Genomic DNA, 21582 nt, shown 5'->3' on the forward strand with positions numbered 1-21582 from the left:
TCTTCTTCACGCTTGTAGATGGCACCGCTTGGGCAGGTCGCCACGCACGCCGGGTTAAGGCAGTGCTCGCACAGACGCGGCAAATACATCATGAAGGTATTTTCGAACTGGCCGTACATCGCCTTCTGCATGTTCTCGAAGTTTTTGTCTTTTGACAGCTTCTCGAACTCGCCGCCCAGGTCGTCTTCCCAGTTCGGACCTTTGGTTATCTTGTCCATACGCTTGCCGGTGATCAGCGAACGTGGACGTGCAATCGGCTGCGCTTTGCTGTCAGCCGGAGCGTTGTGCAGCGTCTGGTAATCGAAGTCAAACGGCTCGTAGTAATCATCGATACCCGGCAGATGCGGGTTAGCGAAGATTTTACCCAGCAGCAGCGCTTTATTACCCATGCGCGGTACCAGCTTACCGTTGATCTTGCGGATCCAACCGCCCTTCCATTTTTCCTGGTTTTCCCAGTCGGTCGGGAAACCGGTGCCCGGCTTAGTTTCAACGTTGTTGAACCAGGCGTACTCGGTCCCTTCACGGCTGGTCCAGACGTTTTTGCAGGTTACTGAACAGGTGTGGCAACCGATGCACTTATCGAGATTCAGCACCATGCCGACTTGTGAACGAATTTTCATTTTACGCTCTCCTGTACCTGGTCATTGCCTTCGCCATCCAACCAGTCAATGTTCTTCATCTTACGGACCACCACGAACTCATCACGGTTTGACCCTACGGTGCCGTAGTAGTTAAAGCCGTAGGCCAGGTGGGCATAACCACCAATCATGTGCGTCGGTTTCGGCGTAATACGGGTCACCGAGTTATGGATCCCGCCGCGCTGTTCGGTAATTTCCGACCCTGGAATATTCACAATACGTTCCTGGGCGTGGTACATCATGGTCATCCCGGCCGGGACACGCTGGCTGACTACCGCACGGGCGGTTAGTGAACCGTTGCTGTTAAAGACTTCGATCCAGTCGTTATCTTCGATACCCAGATCTTTCGCATCCGCTTCACTCATCCACACGATCGGACCGCCGCGGCCTAATGTCAGCATCAGCAGGTTGTCGCTGTAAGTGGAGTGGATACCCCACTTCTGGTGTGGCGTCAGGAAGTTGAGCGCCTTTTCCGGATTGCCGTTGGATTTCTCGCCCATCACGGCTTTCACCGAACGGGTGTCAATTGGCGGACGATAAACCAGAAGACTTTCACCGAAGTCGCGCATCCACTGATGATCCTGATACAGCTGCTGACGACCGGTCAGCGTACGCCATGGGATCAGCTCGTGAACGTTGGTGTAACCGGCGTTGTAAGAAACATGCTCATCTTCCAGGCCAGACCAGGTCGGGCTGGAGATAATTTTACGCGGCTGCGCCTGAATATCGCGGAAGCGGATTTTCTCGTCTTCTTTATTCAGTGCCAGATGCGTATGGTCACGGCCGGTAAATTCACTCAGCGCAGCCCAGGCCTTCACCGCCACCTGACCGTTGGTTTCCGGCGCCAGGGTGAGGATCATCTCGGCGGCATCAATCGCCGTATTCAGCATCGGCTGACCTTTAGCCGGGCCTTCTGCCTTGGTGTAGTTAAGCTTACGCAGCAAGTCCATTTCGCTCTGGGTGTTCCAGGCAATCCCTTTCCCGCCGTTACCGACTTTATCCATCAGTGGGCCGATGGAGGTGAAGCGTTCGTAAGTTGCGGGGTAATCACGCTCAACGGTCATGATGTGCGGGGCAGTAACACCAGGGATCAGATCGCATTCGCCTTTTTTCCAGTCCTTCACGTCCAGCGGCTGCGCCAGTTCGGCAGCGGAATCGTGCTGAATAGGCAGCGTCACCACGTCGGTTTCTTTACCGAGGTGACCTACGCAGACTTCAGAGAATTTCTTGGCGATGGCTTTGTAAATTTCCCAGTCGCTTTTCGATTCCCAGGCCGGATCAACAGCGGCAGACAACGGATGAATAAACGGATGCATGTCCGATGTATTCATGTCGTCTTTTTCATACCAGGTGGCGGTAGGCAACACGATGTCGGAATACAGACAGGTGCTCGACAGGCGGAAGTCCAGCGTCACCACCAGATCCAGCTTGCCATCGAGACCGTTGTCCTGCCATTCCACTTCTTCTGGCTTCACACCGCCCTGTTTGCCCAGATCCATCCCCTGAATACCGTGTTCAGTACCCAGCAGATACTTCAGCATGTACTCATGACCTTTACCGGACGAGCCCAGCAGGTTAGAACGCCAGATGAACAGGTTACGCGGATGGTTTTTACCGTTTTCAGGTTGTTCTGCCGCAAAGCGAATAGAACCCTCTTTCAGCGATTTCACGGTGTAATCCACCGGCGTCATCCCGGCTTTTTCCGCCTCACGGGCAATGTACAGCGGGTTGGTGCCCAACTGCGGCGCAGATGGCAACCAGCCCATACGTTCAGCGCGCACGTTAAAGTCGATCAAATGACCGCTATAGCGGGACTTGTCCGCCATCGGCGACAGCAGTTCCTGCGCAGTTACCGTCTCATAACGCCACTGGCTGGAGTGGTTATAGAAGTAGGAGGTGCTGTTCATGTGACGTGCCGGACGCTGCCAGTCAAGGCCAAACGCCAGCGGCTGCCAGCCGGTCTGCGGACGCAGTTTTTCCTGACCCACATAGTGCGCCCAACCGCCGCCGCTCTGACCAACGCAGCCGCAGAACACCAGCATGTTGATCAATCCGCGATAGTTCATATCGAGGTGATACCAGTGGTTCAGACCGGCACCGACGATGATCATTGAACGACCGTGCGTTTTGTCAGCGTTATCGGCAAATTCACGGGCGATACGCACGATTTGAGCGCGTGATACACCGGTAATTTTTTCTGCCCATGCCGGGGTATATGCTTTGATATCATCGTAGCTGGTGGCGCAGTTTTCATCGTTCAGACCGCGTTCCAGACCGTAGTTCGCCATGGTCAGGTCATAAACGGTGGTCACCAGCGCGGTAGTACCGTCCGCCAGTTGCAGGCGTTTGACCGGCAGTTTGTGCAGTAGAACGTTTTCCAGTTCGACTTTATTGAAGTGCTCGGTGCCTTCGCCGCCAAAGTATGGGAAGCCGACTTCAGCGATGTCATCCTGGCTGCCCAGCAAGCTGAGCTGCAGTTCGGTTTCTTTACCGGATGTGCCGTCGCGCTGCTCAAGGTTCCACTTCCCTTTTTCGCCCCAGCGGAAACCAATCGAACCGTTTGGCGCGACCATCTCGCCGTCGGTATTGACGGCAACGGTTTTCCACTCTGGGTTATTTTCCTGGCCCAAAGAATCGACCAGATCGGCGGCGCGCAGCATACGGCCCGCCGCATAGTAACCGTCACGCTCTTCGAGCATCACCAGCATCGGGAAGTCGGTGTAACGACGCACATAGTCGGTGAAGTACTGGCTTGGGTTATCAAGGTGGAACTCACGCAGCATGACGTGACCCATTGCCAGCGCCATCGCGGCATCGGTGCCCTGCTTCGGTGCCAGCCACAGGTCGCACAGCTTGGCAATTTCGGCATAGTCCGGGGTGATCGCGACCGTTTTGGTCCCTTTGTAGCGAACTTCAGTGAAGAAGTGGGCATCCGGGGTACGGGTCTGCGGAACGTTTGAACCCCAGGCGATGATGTAGCTGGAGTTGTACCAGTCGGCAGATTCCGGAACGTCGGTCTGCTCACCCCAGGTCTGCGGAGACGCAGGCGGCAGGTCACAGTACCAGTCGTAGAAGCTCAGGCAGGTACCGCCAATCAGGGACAGGTAGCGTGCACCGGAGGCGTAGGAAACCATCGACATTGCCGGGATCGGCGAGAAGCCCGCCACGCGGTCAGGGCCGTAGGTTTTGACGGTGTAGACGTTAGAAGCGGCAATCAGCTCATTCACTTCCTGCCAGGAGGAACGTACAAAACCACCACGACCGCGCGCTTGCTTGAAGCTTTTTGCTTTATCGGCGTCTTCGATGATGGATGCCCATGCGTCTACCGGATCGCTGTGCAGTCTTTTCGCTTCACGCCACATTTTCATCAGGCGTTTACGCATCAGCGGGTATTTCAGGCGGTTAGCGCTGTAGAGATACCAGGAGTAGCTCGCACCGCGCGGGCAGCCGCGTGGTTCGTGGTTTGGCAGGTCTGGACGGGTGCGCGGGTAGTCGGTTTGCTGGGTTTCCCAGGTCACCAGACCATTTTTCACGTAGATTTTCCAGCTGCATGAGCCGGTGCAGTTTACCCCATGAGTTGATCGCACGACTTTGTCATGCTGCCAACGCTGGCGGTATCCATCCTCCCAGTCCCGGTTAGTATTGAGAAGCTGGCCGTGCCCATCGGCAAAGGTTTCGCCCTTCTGCTTGAAGTAGCGAAACCGGTCCAGGAATTTACTCATCGGTTGTCTCCTGTAGGAGCCTGACGGCTCTCTGATAAATCGACATTGCTTGATTGAGAGCGAAGGTAACGCTATGAAAGCGCGTGGGAATTGATAACGATCAAGGCAGGCAGGGATGGGAAAGAGAGGTTAAATTTTATATACCCCTTAAGTGGGATAGGGTAAAAGTCAGTAATTAATTGATTTTAAATATGATTTTAAAATTAACTCATCATACAAATGTTAAATTCTTTACAAGTGAGTATTAAGGGGTATCCCCCCTGGTAAACCTCTTTCTGTGCACCGTTCTGACAGACGATAGTCTCTGTAGACAAATAAGTATGTTGTAACTAATTACAGACAAAAAAAAGCGCGGTCTAACACCGCGCAAAGGATAATCAACCTACACGTCATCCTTCAAACTGCTTCCGCGTTGGCTGTGCTCGTTCTCCCCAGTCACTGACTTGAGTATGCTCCTGGGAATTTCTCACTTGCCGCCGTGATGCAGTTTGAGTGATTTTGTGTACATTACTTTTTTATTTTTTAGAATGACGTCCGTATACCACCCAAGTGATGACCACGCAGGCGACATAGAAGATCAGGAACACTTTCATCGCATCTACCGGCGAACCGGTTAACGCCAGCGACGTACCAAACGCTTTAGGAATAAAGAAGCCGCCAATCGCGCCGATCGCTGAGATAAAGCCCAGTGCCGCCGCCGTGTCGGTTGCCGCTTCACGCATCGCTTTCTCTTCGGAGCCACCTTCGGCTTTCACTCGGTCCATCGTCAGTTTACGGAAGATCACGGAGATCATCTGGAAGGTAGAACCACTACCCAACCCAGCCGTCAGGAACAGCGCCAGGAACACCGCAAAGAAGGCGATAAAGTTGCCACCCTCACCGTTTGTTGGCAGCGTCAGGAACAGCAAGGCGCTGAAAATGGCCATCAGGACAAAGTTCACCAGCGTCACGCGCGTCCCGCCCAGTCGGTCAGAAATCGCCCCACCAGCAGAACGCGCCAGGGCGCCAATCAGCGGACCAAAGAAGGCGTAATGCAGGATTTGCACCTCAGGGAACTGCGTTTTTGACAGCATGGCAAAACCGGCAGAGAAGCCGATAAAGGAGCCGAAGGTTGCCAGATACAGCAGACTCATAATCCACAGATGTCCGCGTTTCAGCACCGGTAATTGCTCTTTCAGTGACGCTTTAGAGGTTGCCAGTTCGTTCATACCAAACCACGCAGCCAGCGTCAGCACCGCCAGAAACGGTACCCAAATCCACGCGGCGTTGGCCAGATAAAGCTGCGTGCCATCCGGTTGCTCAACGCCGTGGCTACCAAATGCCGCGAAGATAGACAAGGATACCACCAGCGGCGCAACCAACTGCATCACACTGACACCCATGTTACCCAGTCCGCCATTCAGCCCCAGCGCACCGCCCTGTTTCTGTTTCGGGAAGAAGAAACTGATGTTAGCCATGCTGGAAGCAAAGTTTGCCCCGGCAAAACCGCACAGCAGAGAGATGATAATAAACGTGCTAAACGGCGTGGTGGTATCTTGCACGGCAAAACCTAACCATACGCAAGGAATGATCAAGATACCGGTGCTGAATGCCGTCCAGCGACGTCCGCCAAACAGAGGAACCATAAAGGAGTACGGAACACGCAGCAGCGCACCGGAAACCGACGGTAATGCCGTCAGCATGAACAGCTGCTCGGTGGTAAAGTCAAAGCCAACCTTCGGTAAGTTCACCGCCACGGCGCTAAATAACATCCATACGCAAAATGCCAGCAGCAGACAAGGGACGGAAATCCACAGGTTGCGGCTGGCAATACGATGACCTCTTTGTTGCCAAAAGGCGGGATCTTCCGGCCGCCATTCTGTAATTACAGATCCAGATGCCCTTTCCGGGGCAGATGAGTGACTCATAGACACCTCTGATACTTGTTTCGATGCCTGCAACATTAGGGTTTACAGCGAGAGGTAAGTTGATATAAATCAAAGGAAAAGATGTCATTATTAGTGCTTAAAATTTATCATTACCCCAAATGAGTACATAACATCGCTAAAAAAGATGTGGTTTTTCACGCTTCTGTCGACCCCTACTCCCCGCAGCCGGGGATCTCTCCCACCTGCGGCAATTAAGGGGTAGCCCGTTTGAGGTATGGGTATACTCCAGTGTATAGCTGAGAATAACGCCACTGCTTGCAGCAGCATCGTCATTCATAAGGTTTTCGCTACAACGAAATCCTGAAGGAAGAAGTCACCATGTTAAAACGTTGTCTCTCTCCGCTTACGCTGGTCAACCAGGTGGCGCTGATTGTTTTACTGTCCACCGCAATCGGCGTGGCAGGTATGGCCGTCTCCGGCTGGCTGGTTCAGGGCGTTCAGGGCAGCGCGCATGCGATTAATAAAGCCGGCTCCCTGCGTATGCAGAGCTATCGTCTGCTGGCAGCGGTTCCGCTGGATGCCAATGACCAGCCGCTGCTGGAAGAGATGGAAAGAACGGCCTTCAGCCCGGAACTCACGCGCGCCGCTAAGCGCGACGGACAACAGGCGCAGCTGAAGGCGTTACAGGATTACTGGCATACCGAACTGGCGCCAGGGCTATCACATGCACAAAACGCGGACGCCGTTGCCGAGGACGTTACGCAGTTTGTGGCAGGACTGGATAATCTGGTGACCGCCTTTGACCACACCACGGAATTGCGTATTGAGCGCGTGGTGATGCTGCATCGTCTGATGGCCGTGTTTATGGCACTGCTGCTGGTTTTCACCATTATCTGGCTGCGTGTTCGTCTGCTGGAACCGTGGAAACAGCTGCTGTCGATGGCGCGAGCCGTCAGCCAGCGTGATTTTACCCAGCGCGCACGCATTAGCGGGCGTAATGAAATGGCAGCCCTGGGATCGGCACTGAACAATATGTCAGAAGAGCTGGCAGAAAGTTACGCGGTACTGGAACAGCGGGTGCAGGAGAAAACCGCCGGTCTGGAGCATAAAAACCAGATCCTCTCCTTCCTGTGGCAAGCCAACCGCCGTCTGCACTCTCAGGTACCGCTGTGTGAACGTCTTTCCCCGGTACTCAACGGGCTACAAAATTTAACGCTGTTGCATGATATCGAACTGCGGGTGTACGACCTGGAAGATGAAGATAATCACCAGGAGTTTACCTGTCAGTCGAACGTCAGCTGTGATGAAAAAGGGTGTCATCTGTGTCCGCGCGGCACGCTGCCCGCCATTGACGGCGGAATCACACTGAAATGGCGACTGACCGATGCGCATACTCAGTATGGTATTCTGCTGGCCACGTTGCCGCACGGACGTCATCTTAGCCACGACCAGCAGCAACTGGTTGATACCCTGGTTGAACAACTGACCGCGACGCTGGCGCTGGACAGGCAGCAGGAGCGTCAGCAGCAGTTGATTGTGATGGAAGAGCGTGCCACCATTGCACGCGAACTGCATGATTCTATTGCACAATCACTTTCTTGTATGAAGATGCAGGTCAGCTGTTTGCAAATGCAAGGCGAGACGCTGCCGGAAAACTGCCGCGCTCTGCTGGGTCAAATTCGTAACGAATTGAACACGTCCTGGGTGCAGTTGCGTGAGCTGTTAACCACCTTCCGTTTACAGTTAACGGAGCCTGGATTGCGCCCGGCGCTGGAAGCCAGCTGCCAGGAATACAGCGCCCGATTTGGTTTTACGGTAAAGCTGGATTACCAGCTGCCACCGCGTCTGGTGCCCTCGCACCAGGCTATTCACCTGTTGCAAATTGCCCGTGAAGCCCTGAGTAATGCCCTGAAACACTCTCACGCCGATAACGTTGTGGTGACGGTGGTGCAAAATGGCAAGCAGGTCAAACTGACAGTGCAAGATAACGGCTGCGGCGTACCGGAAAACGCCGAACGCAGTAACCACTACGGCATGATTATTATGCGCGATCGTGCGCAAAGCTTGCGCGGCGATTGCCGTGTACGCCGTCGCGAGACTGGCGGTACTGAAGTTGCTGTCACTTTCATTCCCGAAACAAACTTCACAGAAGTCCAAGGAGATACCCATGAGTAATCTGGAACCGGCAACCATCCTGTTGATCGACGATCATCCGATGTTGCGAACCGGTGTAAAACAGCTTGTCAGCATGGCGCCCGATATTACCGTGGTCGGCGAAGCCAGTAATGGCGAGCAGGGTATCGAGCTGGCTGAATCTCTTGACCCTGATCTGATCCTGTTGGATCTCAATATGCCCGGTATGAACGGTCTGGAAACGCTCGATAAGCTGCGCGAAAAATCCCTGTCCGGCCGCATCGTAGTATTCAGCGTCTCCAATCATGAAGAAGACGTGGTCACCGCCCTGAAACGCGGCGCGGATGGTTATTTGTTGAAAGACATGGAACCGGAAGATTTACTGAAGGCATTACAGCAAGCAGCCGCCGGTGAAATGGTGCTCAGCGAAGCCTTAACACCCGTACTGGCCGCCAGCCTGCGTGCTAATCGTGCCACCTCAGACCGCGATGTCACCCAGCTCACGCCGCGCGAACGCGATATCCTGAAACTGATTGCCCAGGGCCTGCCTAACAAGATGATTGCCCGCCGTCTGGACATCACCGAAAGTACGGTCAAAGTCCATGTGAAGCATATGCTGAAGAAAATGAAGCTCAAATCACGCGTAGAAGCCGCGGTATGGGTGCATCAGGAACGCATTTTCTAATTTTGTATGCTGCTTATCGTCAACGAGGATCATTTTCCGACACCGCGCTAAACGGTTCGGTCAGTGATAGCGTGATCTCATTGGAAGAGACACGCTGACCCTGTTCGTCTTCCACCACCACCGACAGCCGCCAGCGGTTTGTTGCCCCGTCACTGCTGTCCCACTTTGGCATAATAATCGTCCAGCCTTCTGCACTCCGGGTGGTTGTTCCCGCCGTCAAACTCAGCGCTTGCGTATCCCCCTGCCACGTCAGGTGGCGAATACCGTGCAGACTGCGCACCTCCAGCTTCAGCGCCACCGACTCGCCAGGCGTGAGATCCCACGGCGGAGTTGCCAGAAACACAGCCAGGGTTTTGCGCTGGCGATATTCCATCGTCGGCAGATTGTTACGCTGTGGTAAATCATAACGACTCCCGCGCAGGGACTGACTGCCTGCCACTTCGCTGACCATCAACTGTTTTTTTAACGGCACGCCAAAGCGATAGTTAAGCTTTACACCGACGCTGTTCTGGCTGACCCCGCTTTCACCCTGCTTATGCTGCGCGGTCACCGTCACCAGCGGCACCGGCGTGTAGCTCAGCCCCAGCTTGACCGCCACCGGGTTGTGGTAGCCGGTTCCGGAATGAAACAGATCGACCTGGTCGCCAAAGTATTGCTCCACGCTAACGCTGGTATTGAGATGTTCATAAAACGGGACCCGCATCAGTGCAGTAAGGTCGTATCCCCGCGCCATGCGCTGCACCTGCGTCGCAGAACGTTCCTGCCAGGACGAGAACGGCTGGTAATAATTGGCGGAGAAGCGCAGATACTCGCCCCACGCTTCGGCACCCACGCCACCGCGCGGCAGGTTTTCTTCCAGCAGGGTGTCATAAAAGGTGTTGTAACCTAACAACCAGCCGTTGCGTACCCAGCGCTGCCCGATGCCCAGATTACTGACCAGCCCCTCATCTTGCTGGGTTATCCCCATCTGGCTCCAGGTCAGGTAGCGTTGATTATCCTGCCAGGGAATAAACCAGCTTCCCCGGCTGCCGGTAAAGCGACCCTCGTTATCCACCTGTAGCCCAACGCTGGCATTGCCCCAGGGAGAAAGCAACGACTCCAGCTGTTGATTCACCTGCTCGCTGACCGTGTCACGCACCTGGCCAAACGCAAACTGCTTCGCCTGTTCACCGGTATCAAGACCATTATCGGTCATGCTGGCTTCGCCAAACGCTTTGACCATTTCGGCAAAATGCTTTTCACCGGCCCGGGACTCCGCTGCCATGCCAAGATCGGGTAAGCCATCATGATTGTTGTCAAACGGGTTGGCGGCCTGCTGGATAAACGAAGACTGCGCGCTGGCAGTACCGCCTGCCAGCGGCAAGAGTAGGAGGAAACTACGTGTACAACTGAAAAAACGGCTCAAATCGTCGGTGGCTTTTACATCATTAAAGTCAGGTCTCTCGACCGTTAACCATACCTTTCAGGCCGGCAATTTGCAGCCTTTTCTCAAATTTTCAGGAATATCCTTACTCTTTAAGCGTTAGCGTTTGTTTCAGTAAAGCACGCAACTCCGGGATGCACGACCCGCAGTTGCTGCCGCAGCGCAGCTTTTGCCCCAGAGTCTGAACCGAATGGCAACCGTCGGTGATCGCCCGGACGATCGCCGTTTCGCCTACGCTGAAACAGCTGCACACTATCGCCCCCTCGTCAGGCGCTATACCTGCTGATTTGCCGCTCAGCAGCGCATGGCGTATTTCAGCATTGTCTGGCGCTCGCGCAAACGCGGCGAGAATAGTGACGGTGTCAATCTCAGGCTGCGTCGTCGCCGACCAGAATCCCAGCATCAGTTGCCCTTCCCGCCAGGCCAGAATATTCAGCCCCTGTCCCCAGTGCGCCTGCTGGATTTGCCAGCCTTGTGCCGTGCAGTACTGGCCTAGCCAGCTGGCGAATTCCCTGTCACCCGCCAGGGTATAGCGAAAAACCGTGTCCGCCGCTTTGCGCCACCAATGGACAAAACCGGGCAGTGTTAATTGATGGCGGCTAAACATCTCCCCCTGCCATTGCGGCTGCCAGGGCATGATACGCACCGCAGTCTGTTTGCTTTCTGGCTGTCCGGAATGGGGATCGCACACCGGTGCGACCAGCGCGTTTACCCGGCCCTGACGGGCAAAGCTGTTGTTCCAGTGCATCGAGGTAAACGCGCTGCCCGTCCGCTGACCTGGCTGGATTGCCACCCTGCCCACCATCAGCCCGCGCGGGGAACTGATACGACACAGCGCTCCCCCGGTCAGCTGAAATCGTACGGCGTCCTCGGGTGACACCTCGACCAGCGGTTCGCTGATGTGCTGCATCAGGCGCGAAACGGTACCGGTGCGGGTCATGGTGTGCCACTGATCACGGATACGCCCGCTGTTTAACACCAGCGGATAGAGCGCATCACAGGCGGTTGTCATCCCCTGCGGCCTGACCGGCACCAGCCGCAAACGCTGGTTCGCGTGCCAGCCCTGCCAGAGGTTTAGCGGCGCTAGACGTCGACTGACCGGCCAGCGAACCGGGGTCATGTCTTCCCACTGCGCGTACGTCATATCGGCCAGGGCACCAATATCAAAGGCGCGTTCCCCATTATTTTCAAAACCGGAAAGCGCCGCATGTTCACAGAAGACCTCCCACGCGTTTTGCCAGCTAAACGCCCCGGCATACCCCAGCTGTTTAGCCATCTGGGCGATAATCCACCAATCCGCACGCGCCTCACCGGGAGAGGACAAAAAGGCGCGCTGGCGAGAAATGCGCCGCTCTGAATTGGTCACCGTGCCATTCTTCTCTCCCCAGGCCTGCGCTGGAAAGCGAATGTGGGCATAGCGACTGGTATCGGTGTCAGCCACCACCTCGGAGACAATGACCAGCGGGCAGGCCGTCAGCGCCTGACACACGGCATGGCTGTCCGGTAACGATACCGCCGGGTTAGTCCCCATGATCCACACCGCTTTAATCTTGCCGTTGCCAATAGCCTCGAATAGCTCGACCGCCATCAACCCCGGCGTTTGCGCCAGCCGCTCAGCGCCCCAGAAGCGGGCCACGCGCGACAGGTCCTGCGGGTCAAAACTCATCTGCGCTGCCAACTGCGTCGCCAGCCCGCCTACCTCGCGACCGCCCATCGCGTTTGGCTGTCCGGTCAGTGAAAATGGCCCGCACCCGGCGCGGGCGTATTTACCGCTGGCCAAATGGACGTTGATGATCGCATTGCATTTATCGCTGCCGCTGGCGGACTGGTTAATGCCCATGGTGTACAGCGTGACGGCCTTTGGCGCATGCATAAACGCGTCATAAAACGCGGTGACTTCCGCCATCTCCAGCCCGCAAAACTGCGCCACCCGCGCCACGTCCCAGTCACGCGCGATAGCCAGCGTTTCCGTTGCCCCGTCAAAATCTCCCCGCGCTGCACCGTCGGTGGCAATTCTGTTGAGTAAACCCACGAACAGCCCACCGTCGCTGCCAGGCAGCAGCGGCAGATGCAGATCCGCAATATCACAGGTGGCAGTACGTCGGGGATCGATAACCACCACCTTCAACAATGGATTGGTTTGTCGCGCCTGCACCAGTCGTTGGTACAGCACTGGATGCGTCCACGCGGCATTCGATCCCACCAGCACCACCAGATCGCTACACTCGATATCTTCATAGCTGCAGGGCACCACGTCGGCACCCAGCGCCCGCTTATAGCCGGTCACCGCCGACGACATGCAAAGCCGCGAGTTGGTATCGATATTGGTCACACCGATAAAACCTTTCATCAGCTTGTTGGCCGCGTAGTAATCTTCCGTCAGTAGCTGACCGGAAGCGTAAAAGGCCACCGCCTGCGGGCCGTGCTGGGCGATAATGCTGCGCAGACGCGTGCCTGCGGTTTCCAGCGCCTGCGACCAACTGACCTTCGCCCCGTCAACCGTCGGCTGTAACAATCTGCCGCTCAGCCCGGTGGTTTCCGCCAGCGCCGCACCTTTGACGCACAGGCGACCAAAGTTTGCCGGATGGTCAGGATCGCCCCGGACGTTAACGCCTTTTTCGCTCACCTGGGCGATCACCCCACAGCCAACGCCGCAGTAGGGGCATGTGGTACGTATCTCACTCATGAGGCCTCCGCGCGCAGAATCAATGCCTGATTGCCTACCCACACTTTTCCATCCACCACTTTCACCGGCCAGGCGCGTACCGCCTGCTCGCCGCTGTCAACCTGGCGACCATCGCGCAGGCGAATGCGCTGTTTATACAGCGGCGAAATCACAACAGGCTCACCGGCCACATCCCCCAAAATACCGCGCGAAAGTACCTGAGCGTCACTGCCGGGTTCACGATTATCCAGCGCATAAATCGACTGACCAAAACGGAAGAGTGCGATTTGCAGGTCACCCAGTAGGGCACCAATCCCTGCCTGTTCCGGGATCGCCTCAAGCGGGCAGATCGCCTGCCAGGGTTTCACCGGCAATGTCTCACGAGCATGGCGTACAGGGGGGGCCAACTGCGGCTGGCCGCGCAAGGTTTGACGCGCGATGGCGTCATCCGGGGCATCGCTGTTGACGTAAGAGCGAAACAGCGCCAGACGTTGCGGACTGCTGAGCGTGGTTTGCCACTCGCACTGGTAGCTTTCCACTACCCGCGCCATCTCTTGTTCCAACTCGCTGGCAATACCTAAGCTATCGTCCATGATCACCTCGCGCAGGTAATCAATACCGCCCTCGAGATTGTCCATCCAGGTACTGGTACGCTGCAGGCGGTCCGCGGTGCGGATGTAGAACATCAGGAAACGATCGATGGTCTGAATCAGCGTGGCATCATCCAGATCGCTGGCAAACAGATCGGCATGGCGCGGCTTCATGCCGCCGTTGCCGCACAAATACAGGTTCCAGCCTTTATCCGTGGCAATGACGCCGACATCTTTCCCCTGGGCTTCGGCACACTCGCGGGTACAGCCGGAAACCGCCATTTTGATTTTGTGCGGTGCGCGCAGGCCCTTGTAGCGATTCTCCAGCGTGACCGCCAGTCCGGTTGAGTCCTGAACACCGTAGCGACACCAGGTTGAGCCGACGCAGGACTTCACCGTACGCAGCGACTTCCCGTAAGCGTGCCCGGTCTCGAACCCCGCCTCGACCAGCTCGCGCCAGATATCGGGCAACTGTTCAAGCCGCGCACCGAAGAGATCAACCCGCTGCCCGCCGGTAATTTTGCTGTACAACTGGTAGCGTTTAGCAATCTGACCAATGGCAATCAGGCCATCCGGCGTCACTTCCCCCGCCGGCATGCGCGGGACCACCGAATACGATCCGTCTTTTTGAATGTTGGCAAAATAGCGATCGTTCGTATCCTGCAACGGCAGATGCGCAGGTTTAAGCAGATACTCATTCCAGCAGGAGGCCAGCACCGACCCCACCAGCGGTTTACAAATTTCACAGCCGTGCCCGTGTCCATAGCGGGCAATCAACTGTTCGAAAGTGTGAATATGATTCACCCGCACCAGATGATAGATTTCCTGACGCGACCAGGGAAAGTGTTCACAGATATCCTTTTTGACCTCCACACCCTGCGCAGCCAGCTGATGCTCCATTACCTGTTTGACCAGTGCGCTGCACCCGCCACAGCCGGTTGCCGCTTTGGTACACTGTTTTATTGCACCGATATCCGTCGCCCCAGCGCTGACCGCCTGGCAGATATCGGCCTTGCTGACGTTATGACAAGAACAAATCTGTGCGGTGTCAGGGAGTGCCGCCACCCCAAGCACTTTCGGTGCGCCGCCCGCCACGGCAGGCAGGATCAGCAATTCCGGCTGCGCGGGTAGCGCCAGTCCGTTCAACATCATTTGCAGTAGCGTGGCATAGTCACTGGCATCGCCCACCAACACGCCGCCCAGCAGCGTTTTGCCGTCGGCACTGACGACGATTTTCTTGTAGATTTGCTGCGGGCCGTGGGTCCACTGATAGCTTTGCGCCCCCGGCGTGCGCGCCTGCGCATCACCAAATGACGCCACATCAACGCCGAGCAGCTTGAGCTTAGTGCTCATGTCCGCCCCGCCAAAACTGGCCTCTTCCCCGGCCAGCCGCGCGGCGGCAACGCGCGCCATCTGATAGCCCGGCGCCACCAGTCCAAATATCCGCCCTTCCCACAGCGCGCACTCGCCAATGGCGTAAATGGCATCATCTGACGTGCGGCAGTGGCTATCAATGCTTATTCCACCGCGATCGCCGAGGTGTAAGCCACTGCTGCGAGCCAGCGTATCCTGCGGGCGAATACCGGCGGAAAACACCACCAGATCGGTGTCCAGTCGCTCTCCGTCGGCAAAATGCAGCACCAGGCCGTCTGGCGTACGCTCAATTTCGCGGGTGGATTTTGCGGTATGCACCCCCACGCCCAACGCCTCAATTTTTTCGCGCAGCATAGCGGCGCCGGCATTATCCAGTTGCACCGCCATCAGGTTCGCGGCGAATTCAACGACATGGGTTTCCAGCCCAAGCTGGCGCAGCGCATTAGCCGCCTCCAGCCCAAGCAGCCCACCGCCAATCACCACCCCACGCCGGGCATTTTTCGCTTTTTCCGCAATGGCATCGAGATCGTCAAGCGTACGGTAAACAAAACAATCCGCGGAATCACCGCCTTTTACCGGCGGCACAAACGGGTACGATCCGGTGGCCAGCACCAGCGCATCCCAGTGGGTTTCATGGCCGCTGGCGGTACGGATAACCCGAGCTTCACGGTCGATTTCCGTCACACACTGCGCAAGACGCAGCTCGATACCGTGACGCGCAAAGAAGTCCTCGTCCACCAGTGACAGAGACTGCGCGCTACGCCCGGCGAAGTACTCGGAAAGATGTACCCGATCATAGGCGGCATAACGTTCTTCGCCGAACACCACGATGTGATACTGCATATGCAGGTTGCGGCTTACGCATTGCTCAAGAAAATGGTGGCCAACCATACCGTGTCCCACAACAGCCAGCGTCGGTTTTGTCATCGTCATCAGTCCTGCAGCCGGTGGCTGCGTATCAAAGCGGTCAAATAGCCAGGCGGAATTTGCCGTCGCGTGTGCATCCAGCAAGTCGGTGAGCGGCACCGCGCTGCGGCAATTGCCCATTAACAGCACGCCATGGAGTTTTCCGTCGCGAATCAGCAGACGGCGGTAGTGTCCGCTGAGCGGATCCCAGCTACTCAACGCGGTATCCGTGGGTTCGGCGTCCGTTACCCCCGCGCTGAACAGTTCGATTCCCGTCACCTTCAGGCGCGTGCCGCGATCCTGCCAACGAAATCCCTCGCCGTTCTGGCCTGCCAGGCGTGCAGCCAGCACCTCGGCCTGCTGCAGGCACGGTGCCACCAGCCCCCAGGTCTGGCCGTTAATTTCACAACACTCGCCCACCGCGCTGATGCCTGCGACGGTGGTACGCAGCTGTGCGTCCACCACGATCCCCCGTTGGCAGCTCACGCCGCTCTCCTGCGCCAGGTGGATATTGGGTTTGACGCCGGTCGCCATCACCACCCGCTGCGCGGCCAACTGCTCACCATCCAGCAATGTGACGCGATCTCCTTCAATGCACGTAATCCCGGAATTGAGTACGCAGCGAATACCGCGCGCTGTCAGCTGGGCCTGCAACAGATCGCTGGCCTGCCGATCCAGCTGGTGCTCCATCAGGCGTTCGGCGCGATGAATTAACGTGACGTTGTCACAGTTTAGCCGTAGCGCTGCCGCTGCCTCCACGCCGAGTACGCCGCCGCCAAGCACCACCACCGGACCTGGTTGTTGCAAGATGGCCTCCACATCCGCCATCGTGCGAAACGCGTGCACATGCGCCTGTTCACCGCCGGGAATTGGCGGAATAAACGGCACCGAGCCGGTGGCAAAAACCAGCTCATCCCACTCAAGGATGCGCCTGCAGGTCGTCAGCCGGCGGCGAGTCGCATCAACGGTCAGCACGCGCTCCCCGCTCAGCACCGTCACGCCGTGGTCGGTATACCACTGGCGCGGATAAAGTAGCGTGTGGGCAAACGTCTTCTCCCCACCCAGCACCGGTGATAGCTGGATGCGGTTATAGGCCAGCTGCGGTTCCTCACCGATCAGCGTGATCGCGATGTCGTTGCACTTGTACGCCAGCAGCGCCTCGGTCAGGCGCGTCGCCGCCATGCCGTGCCCCACAATGACCAGTCGTTGCGTCATATCGCCCCCTTACGCCGCCTTCGGCTGTTTCTCATACAGGAAGTGGAGGATGCGTTGCCGCAGGTGGTGATAACGGTTGTCATCCGCCAACTGGACGCGGTTACGCGGGCGCGGCAGATTTACCGCCAGAATCTCGCCCACCGTGGCCGCCGGGCCGTTGGTCATCATCATCACCCGATCAGAGAGCAGCACCGCCTCATCGACGTCATGGGTAATCAGCACAATGGTGGTGTTCAGCGATTGCTGGATCTGCATCACCGTGTCCTGCAAATGTGCTCTGGTGAGTGCATCCAGCGCGCCAAACGGTTCATCCATCAGCAGCACTTTGGGTTTCATGGCCAGCGCACGGGCAATACCCACTCGCTGCTTCATGCCGCCGGAAACCTCGCCTGGATGTTTGTGCATCGCGTGGCCCATCTGCACCCGTTCAAGATTGTGCGCAATCCACTCGCGCCGCTCGGCCTTGTTCATGGTGCGGCGAAAGACCTGATCGACCGCCAGCGCCACGTTGTCAAAGCAACTCAGCCACGGCAGCAATGAATGGTTCTGGAATACAACCGCCCGCTCCGGCCCCGGCCCGGCAATTTCGCGGTTATCGCAAAGCAGGCCGCCTTCAGTGGGTAACGTGATGCCCGCGATCAGATTCAGCAACGTCGATTTCCCGCAGCCGGAATGACCAATCAGGCTGACCGTTTCCCCTTCATGGATATCAAACGAGACGTTTTGCAGCGCCAGAAACTCGCCGCTGGTGGTGGAAAAACGTTGGCTCACTGCCTGTACCTGAATAATGGGTTTCATGCTGTCTCCTTATTTTTCCTGCCAGCTAAAACGACGGGCGACCCGCATCAGCCCCTGCTCAAGCAGCAGGCCCACGACGCCGATAATGACAATGGCGATAAGAATGTTTTCGACGTTGAGGTTGTTCCACTCATTCCAGATCCAAAAGCCAATGCCCAGTCCACCGGTGAGCATTTCGGCGGCCACAATCACCAGCCAGGCAATACCGATAGACAGGCGCATGCCGGTAAGGATCGCAGGCAGTACCGCGGGAAAAAGAATGCGGCGCATCACCGTCCACTCGGAGAGCTGGAGCACACGGGCGACGTTGAGATAATCGTCAGGAATTCTGCGCACCCCTTCGGCGGTGTTGATCACCATCGGCCAGATGGAGCAGATAAAAATAGTCCAGCTGGAGGCCGGTTCCGCCTTTTGAAACAGCAGCAACCCAATGGGCAGCCAGGCCAGCGGGCTGACCGGGCGCAGCAGCGCGACCAGCGGTGAAAACATGTGTGAGGCGAAGGTAAATCGGCCAATCAGAAATCCGAGCGGGATGCCGACTAGCGCCGCGAGGCCAAAACCGATGGCCACCCGCTGCAATGACGCCAGCACGTTCCAGCCGATGCCCATATCGTTCGGCCCATTGTTATAGAACGGGTCAGCAAACAGCGTTAGCGCCGAGTCCAGCGTGCTGAGCGGCGTCGGAAATCCCTGGCTGTTGATCGCCGCCAGTTGCCAGCACACCACCAGCAGGCCCATCCCCAGCAGCGCGGGCACGGCTCGTCTGACCCACGCGCGCAGCCACAAATAGCTCGGCGTTTTGCGTTTTCTCACGGTCACGGCGGCCAGCGCGATCACCTCACCCACAGTCGGTTCAGGGGTTTTTAGTTGCGTGTTTTGTTTCATCTCAGGCTCCTTTACGGTGGAGGGTAAAGCGGTTGGCATACGCTTCCGGGTCGCGACCGTCCCACACGGTACCGTCCATCAGCGTGCTGGTACGCAATAGCTGCGCAGGCGGGGTTATGCCGCCAACGGCTGTCGCTGCGTCGCGCCAGATATCAATACGGTTGACCCTGGCCGCAATATCCGCATAGTCCGGCGCCTGCTTAAGCAGCCCCCAGCGGCGGAACTGCGTCAGGAACCACATGCCGTCCGAGTGCCACGGGAAGCTGACTTCTCCGTCACGAAAGAATTGGATCGGGTGCGCGTCCTGCCAGCGATGACCAGCACCGTTGTCGTATTCGCCCAGCATGCGCCCGGTCAGGTACTGTGCTTTTGTATTGAGCCAGGCGCGCCCGGCAAGGATTTGCGCCGTTTCACGTTTGTTGGCCTCGCTGGCGTCAATCCACCGCGCCGCCTCAAGTACAGCACTGACCAGCGCCCGGGCGGTGTGAGGATGCGTCTCCACCCATTCCCGGCGTGTGCCGAGCACTTTTTCCGGATGATCGGGCCAGATTGCCTGCGAGGTGGCGGCGGTGAATCCGATGCGATCGTTAATGGCCCGTGCATTCCACGGCTCGCCGACACAGAAACCGCTCATATTGCCGATGCGCATGTTCATCACCATTTGCGGCGGCGGTACCACCACGGTGCGGATATCGGTAAACGGATTGATGTCGGCGCTGGCCAGCCAGTAATAGAGCCACATGGCGTGCGTGCCGGTAGGAAAGGTATGCGCGAAGGTATAGGTTCCCGGTGCCTGCCCGGCAATCAACTTTTTCAGCGATGGCGCGTCGGTGATCCCCTGCTCCTGTAGCGCAGCAGACAGCGTAATCGCCTGACCGTTTTGGTTCAGCGTCATCAGATTTGCCATCGCCTGCGGTTTGCTGGCGATGCCCAACTCCAGCCCGTACAAGAGTCCATACAGAACGTGGGCGGCGTCCAGTTCGCCGGAAACCAGTTTGTCACGTACCGCCGCCCAACTGGCCTCTTTGCTGGGCACCAGCGTAATGCCGTACTTTTTATCAAAGCCTTTCAACGCGGCAATCACCAACGGCGCGCAGTCAGTGAGGGGAATGAAGCCCACTCTGACCGTGGTCATTTCTGGCGCGTCAGACCCTGCAGCCCACACCGATGGCATCAGGCCGGAAATCAGGGATGCCCCCCCGATGGCGGCGCTGGCCTGCAGGAATCGCCGCCGCGTTAGCAAAACTGTTCTGTCACCCATACATGCTCCCCATAACAAAAAAAAAGCGCCCGGCAATGCCGAAGCATTGCAGGACGCCTTTATCCTCAAAGCAGACAAACCGCCGTTGGTCTGTTGCTAAACTGTCTGTAGAGATGAATGCAATTCGGATGCCAGAATTTCGCTGGCGCGCTGAGCGGCTTTTACCTCCCGGTGACGTTATTTTGCACCCGAATATGGCAGAGGCTGCTCGTCTGTTGTGCAGCCGCTATCCCTGAATGAGTGATTTCACGGTCAACAGCGCACGGGCGATATCCACCATCCGCTGATTTTTATCCATCGCCATTTTGCGCAGCCGTTGCCAGGCCTGTTCCTCACTCATATTGTGATGATTCATCAGTACACTTTTCGCCTTATCAATCACCTTCCGCTCTTCTAACGTATCCTGTAGCGACGCCAGTTGGCCGCTCATCTGCTCGAGCTGACGTGCCTGCTGGCGAACCAGCAGCAGAAGCTGTTTGTCGCGACGCAGGCAGAGGCTGTCATCGGCGCTATCGTCAAGCCAGTTGTCGAGCGGTAGCGCATTGGCGTCTTCCGCCAGACGCCGCTCAACGGCCTGCATCAGCTCGCCGATCAGCCACTCCTCAACGTCGCGTAAACGTTCCAGCCGCTGGGTCTGCAACGTAAACCAGCGCAGCGCACTTTCGCCGTTATCGGCCTGCGGCTGTCGCGTGCAGGCCTGTCGACGCAGCTGTTCAATCGTGCCAGAGGCTTCGCACTGCAGGCGAAAATGCTGCACCAACGCCGGTGAAGCCAGTGAGCTAAAGGTTTCAAAGCACGACTGCTGTCCGTCGATCCTGTCCACCAGCGCCTGGCGCATAGGCAGCTCAAATTCGCCAAGCGTAAAGCCAATCGCGCCCAATGCCCGCTCTTGCCCCACCAGCTCTTTGCCCTGCATAAAGCTGTACAGGGCCACCATCCCGCGGGCAACGTAGGGGTCATCAATGCTGTCATTAAGTTGCGGGACAATACCGAGCACATGCCGCAGCGCACGGTTGTACTGCGCCATGGCCTGTTGCGCATCTAACGCCTGCCCGCTGACCGCTTCACGCAATGCGGGCAACTGCGCCAGGCACCAGACGGTACCGGCAATGCGATGGCATAGCGTGCTGCTGGCCTGCGGCATAAGCTGCGTAAACAGCGCGTGCAGTTGTCGACATTCCTCATCCACCAGTGCGCGGCTGGCACGGACCTCCGGACCGTAAAGTGACCCACGGGAGCACAACCAAATGTTGGATGCACCGCGTTCGCACTGTAGCATATGCACCAGATGGCTAATGCGCGTCACCAGTTGGCCTGACTGCGCCAACTGGCGAAGCTGGGTATTCTCAAGCTGACGTGCGTGGTGAAACCATTGCGTGGCACCGGGGTCTTGCGCATGTGTCATCATCTCTGCTCTCA

The 21582-nt window shown here is 57.2% G+C and carries 12 protein-coding genes; 2 read left to right on the top strand and 10 right to left on the bottom strand.

The annotated features are described in order from the left end of the window. The 3 genes from FDW98_RS04020 to FDW98_RS04030 all read right to left on the bottom strand — a co-directional run. Nucleotides 1-620, bottom strand: a 620-nt coding sequence (locus FDW98_RS04020; protein WP_371683352.1) for a 4Fe-4S dicluster domain-containing protein, incomplete at its 3' end; no start/stop codon positions are given. Next, nucleotides 617-4360, bottom strand: a complete 3744-nt coding sequence (locus FDW98_RS04025) for a nitrate reductase subunit alpha (RefSeq protein ID WP_096756785.1) — start codon at nt 4358-4360, stop codon at nt 617-619. The genes FDW98_RS04020 and FDW98_RS04025, both read right to left, overlap by 4 nt. Before the next feature lie 515 nt (nt 4361-4875). Next, nucleotides 4876-6267 carry a NarK family nitrate/nitrite MFS transporter gene (locus FDW98_RS04030; RefSeq protein WP_096756784.1) on the bottom strand — a complete coding sequence of 464 codons (1392 nt, stop codon included), beginning with the start codon at nt 6265-6267 and terminating at the stop codon, nt 4876-4878. 339 nt (nt 6268-6606) lie between these two features. On the opposite strand from FDW98_RS04030, the gene narX reads away from it, so the two are divergent. Both narX and narL read left to right on the top strand, forming a co-directional pair. Further along, a complete protein-coding gene (narX, locus tag FDW98_RS04035) occupies nt 6607-8403 on the top strand; it encodes a nitrate/nitrite two-component system sensor histidine kinase NarX (protein WP_096756782.1) in 1797 nt (598 codons plus the stop codon). After that, nucleotides 8396-9046, top strand: a complete 651-nt coding sequence (gene narL / locus FDW98_RS04040) for a two-component system response regulator NarL (RefSeq protein WP_003020756.1) — start codon at nt 8396-8398, stop codon at nt 9044-9046. The genes narX and narL overlap by 8 nt, the downstream gene beginning before the upstream one ends. Before the next feature lie 19 nt (nt 9047-9065). On the opposite strand, the gene FDW98_RS04045 is transcribed toward narL, so the two are convergent. The 7 genes from FDW98_RS04045 to nasR form a co-directional block, all read right to left on the bottom strand. Further along, a complete protein-coding gene (locus FDW98_RS04045; RefSeq protein ID WP_096756781.1) occupies nt 9066-10451 on the bottom strand; it encodes a YchO/YchP family invasin in 1386 nt (461 codons plus the stop codon). Between the two features lie 103 nt (nt 10452-10554). Beyond that, complete coding sequence (locus tag FDW98_RS04050) at nt 10555-13155, bottom strand: nitrate reductase (protein WP_096756780.1); 2601 nt, start codon at nt 13153-13155, stop codon at nt 10555-10557. Next, entirely contained in the window at nt 13152-17219 is a 4068-nt protein-coding gene (nirB, locus tag FDW98_RS04055; protein ID WP_096756779.1) for a nitrite reductase large subunit NirB, read from the bottom strand. Before nirB ends, FDW98_RS04050 begins: the two co-directional genes overlap by 4 nt. A gap of 9 nt (nt 17220-17228) precedes the next feature. Further along, nucleotides 17229-18017, bottom strand: coding sequence for an ABC transporter ATP-binding protein (locus FDW98_RS04060; RefSeq protein WP_096756778.1), 789 nt, complete (start codon nt 18015-18017; stop codon nt 17229-17231). A 9-nt stretch (nt 18018-18026) separates the two neighbouring features. Next, on the bottom strand, nt 18027-18902 hold the full coding sequence (gene ntrB / locus FDW98_RS04065; RefSeq protein ID WP_096756777.1) for a nitrate ABC transporter permease: 876 nt from the start codon (nt 18900-18902) through the stop codon (nt 18027-18029). 1 nt (nt 18903) lies between these two features. Further along, entirely contained in the window at nt 18904-20163 is a 1260-nt protein-coding gene (locus FDW98_RS04070; RefSeq protein ID WP_096756776.1) for a CmpA/NrtA family ABC transporter substrate-binding protein, read from the bottom strand. Between the two features lie 226 nt (nt 20164-20389). Next, nucleotides 20390-21571: a nitrate regulatory protein NasR gene (gene nasR, locus FDW98_RS04075; RefSeq protein ID WP_096756775.1), complete on the bottom strand. Its 1182-nt coding sequence runs from the start codon at nt 21569-21571 to the stop codon at nt 20390-20392. Nucleotides 21572-21582: the final 11 nt, after the last annotated feature.

This window comes from Citrobacter sp. wls711, assembly GCF_005281055.1.
GTDB lineage: Bacteria > Pseudomonadota > Gammaproteobacteria > Enterobacterales > Enterobacteriaceae > Citrobacter > Citrobacter gillenii.

What these genes read in the sequence shown, in the direction of transcription:
- FDW98_RS04070 (WP_096756776.1), bottom strand. Translation starts at nt 20,163, where the DNA reads ATGGGTGACAGAACAGTTTTGCTAACGCGGCGGCGATTCCTGCAGGCC.
- nasR (WP_096756775.1), bottom strand. Translation starts at nt 21,571, where the DNA reads ATGATGACACATGCGCAAGACCCCGGTGCCACGCAATGGTTTCACCAC.
- FDW98_RS04050 (WP_096756780.1), bottom strand. Translation starts at nt 13,155, where the DNA reads ATGAGTGAGATACGTACCACATGCCCCTACTGCGGCGTTGGCTGTGGG.
- nirB (WP_096756779.1), bottom strand. Translation starts at nt 17,219, where the DNA reads ATGACGCAACGACTGGTCATTGTGGGGCACGGCATGGCGGCGACGCGC.
- narL (WP_003020756.1), top strand. Translation starts at nt 8,396, where the DNA reads ATGAGTAATCTGGAACCGGCAACCATCCTGTTGATCGACGATCATCCG.
- narX (WP_096756782.1), top strand. Translation starts at nt 6,607, where the DNA reads ATGTTAAAACGTTGTCTCTCTCCGCTTACGCTGGTCAACCAGGTGGCG.
- FDW98_RS04025 (WP_096756785.1), bottom strand. Translation starts at nt 4,360, where the DNA reads ATGAGTAAATTCCTGGACCGGTTTCGCTACTTCAAGCAGAAGGGCGAA.
- FDW98_RS04030 (WP_096756784.1), bottom strand. Translation starts at nt 6,267, where the DNA reads ATGAGTCACTCATCTGCCCCGGAAAGGGCATCTGGATCTGTAATTACA.
- ntrB (WP_096756777.1), bottom strand. Translation starts at nt 18,902, where the DNA reads ATGAAACAAAACACGCAACTAAAAACCCCTGAACCGACTGTGGGTGAG.
- FDW98_RS04060 (WP_096756778.1), bottom strand. Translation starts at nt 18,017, where the DNA reads ATGAAACCCATTATTCAGGTACAGGCAGTGAGCCAACGTTTTTCCACC.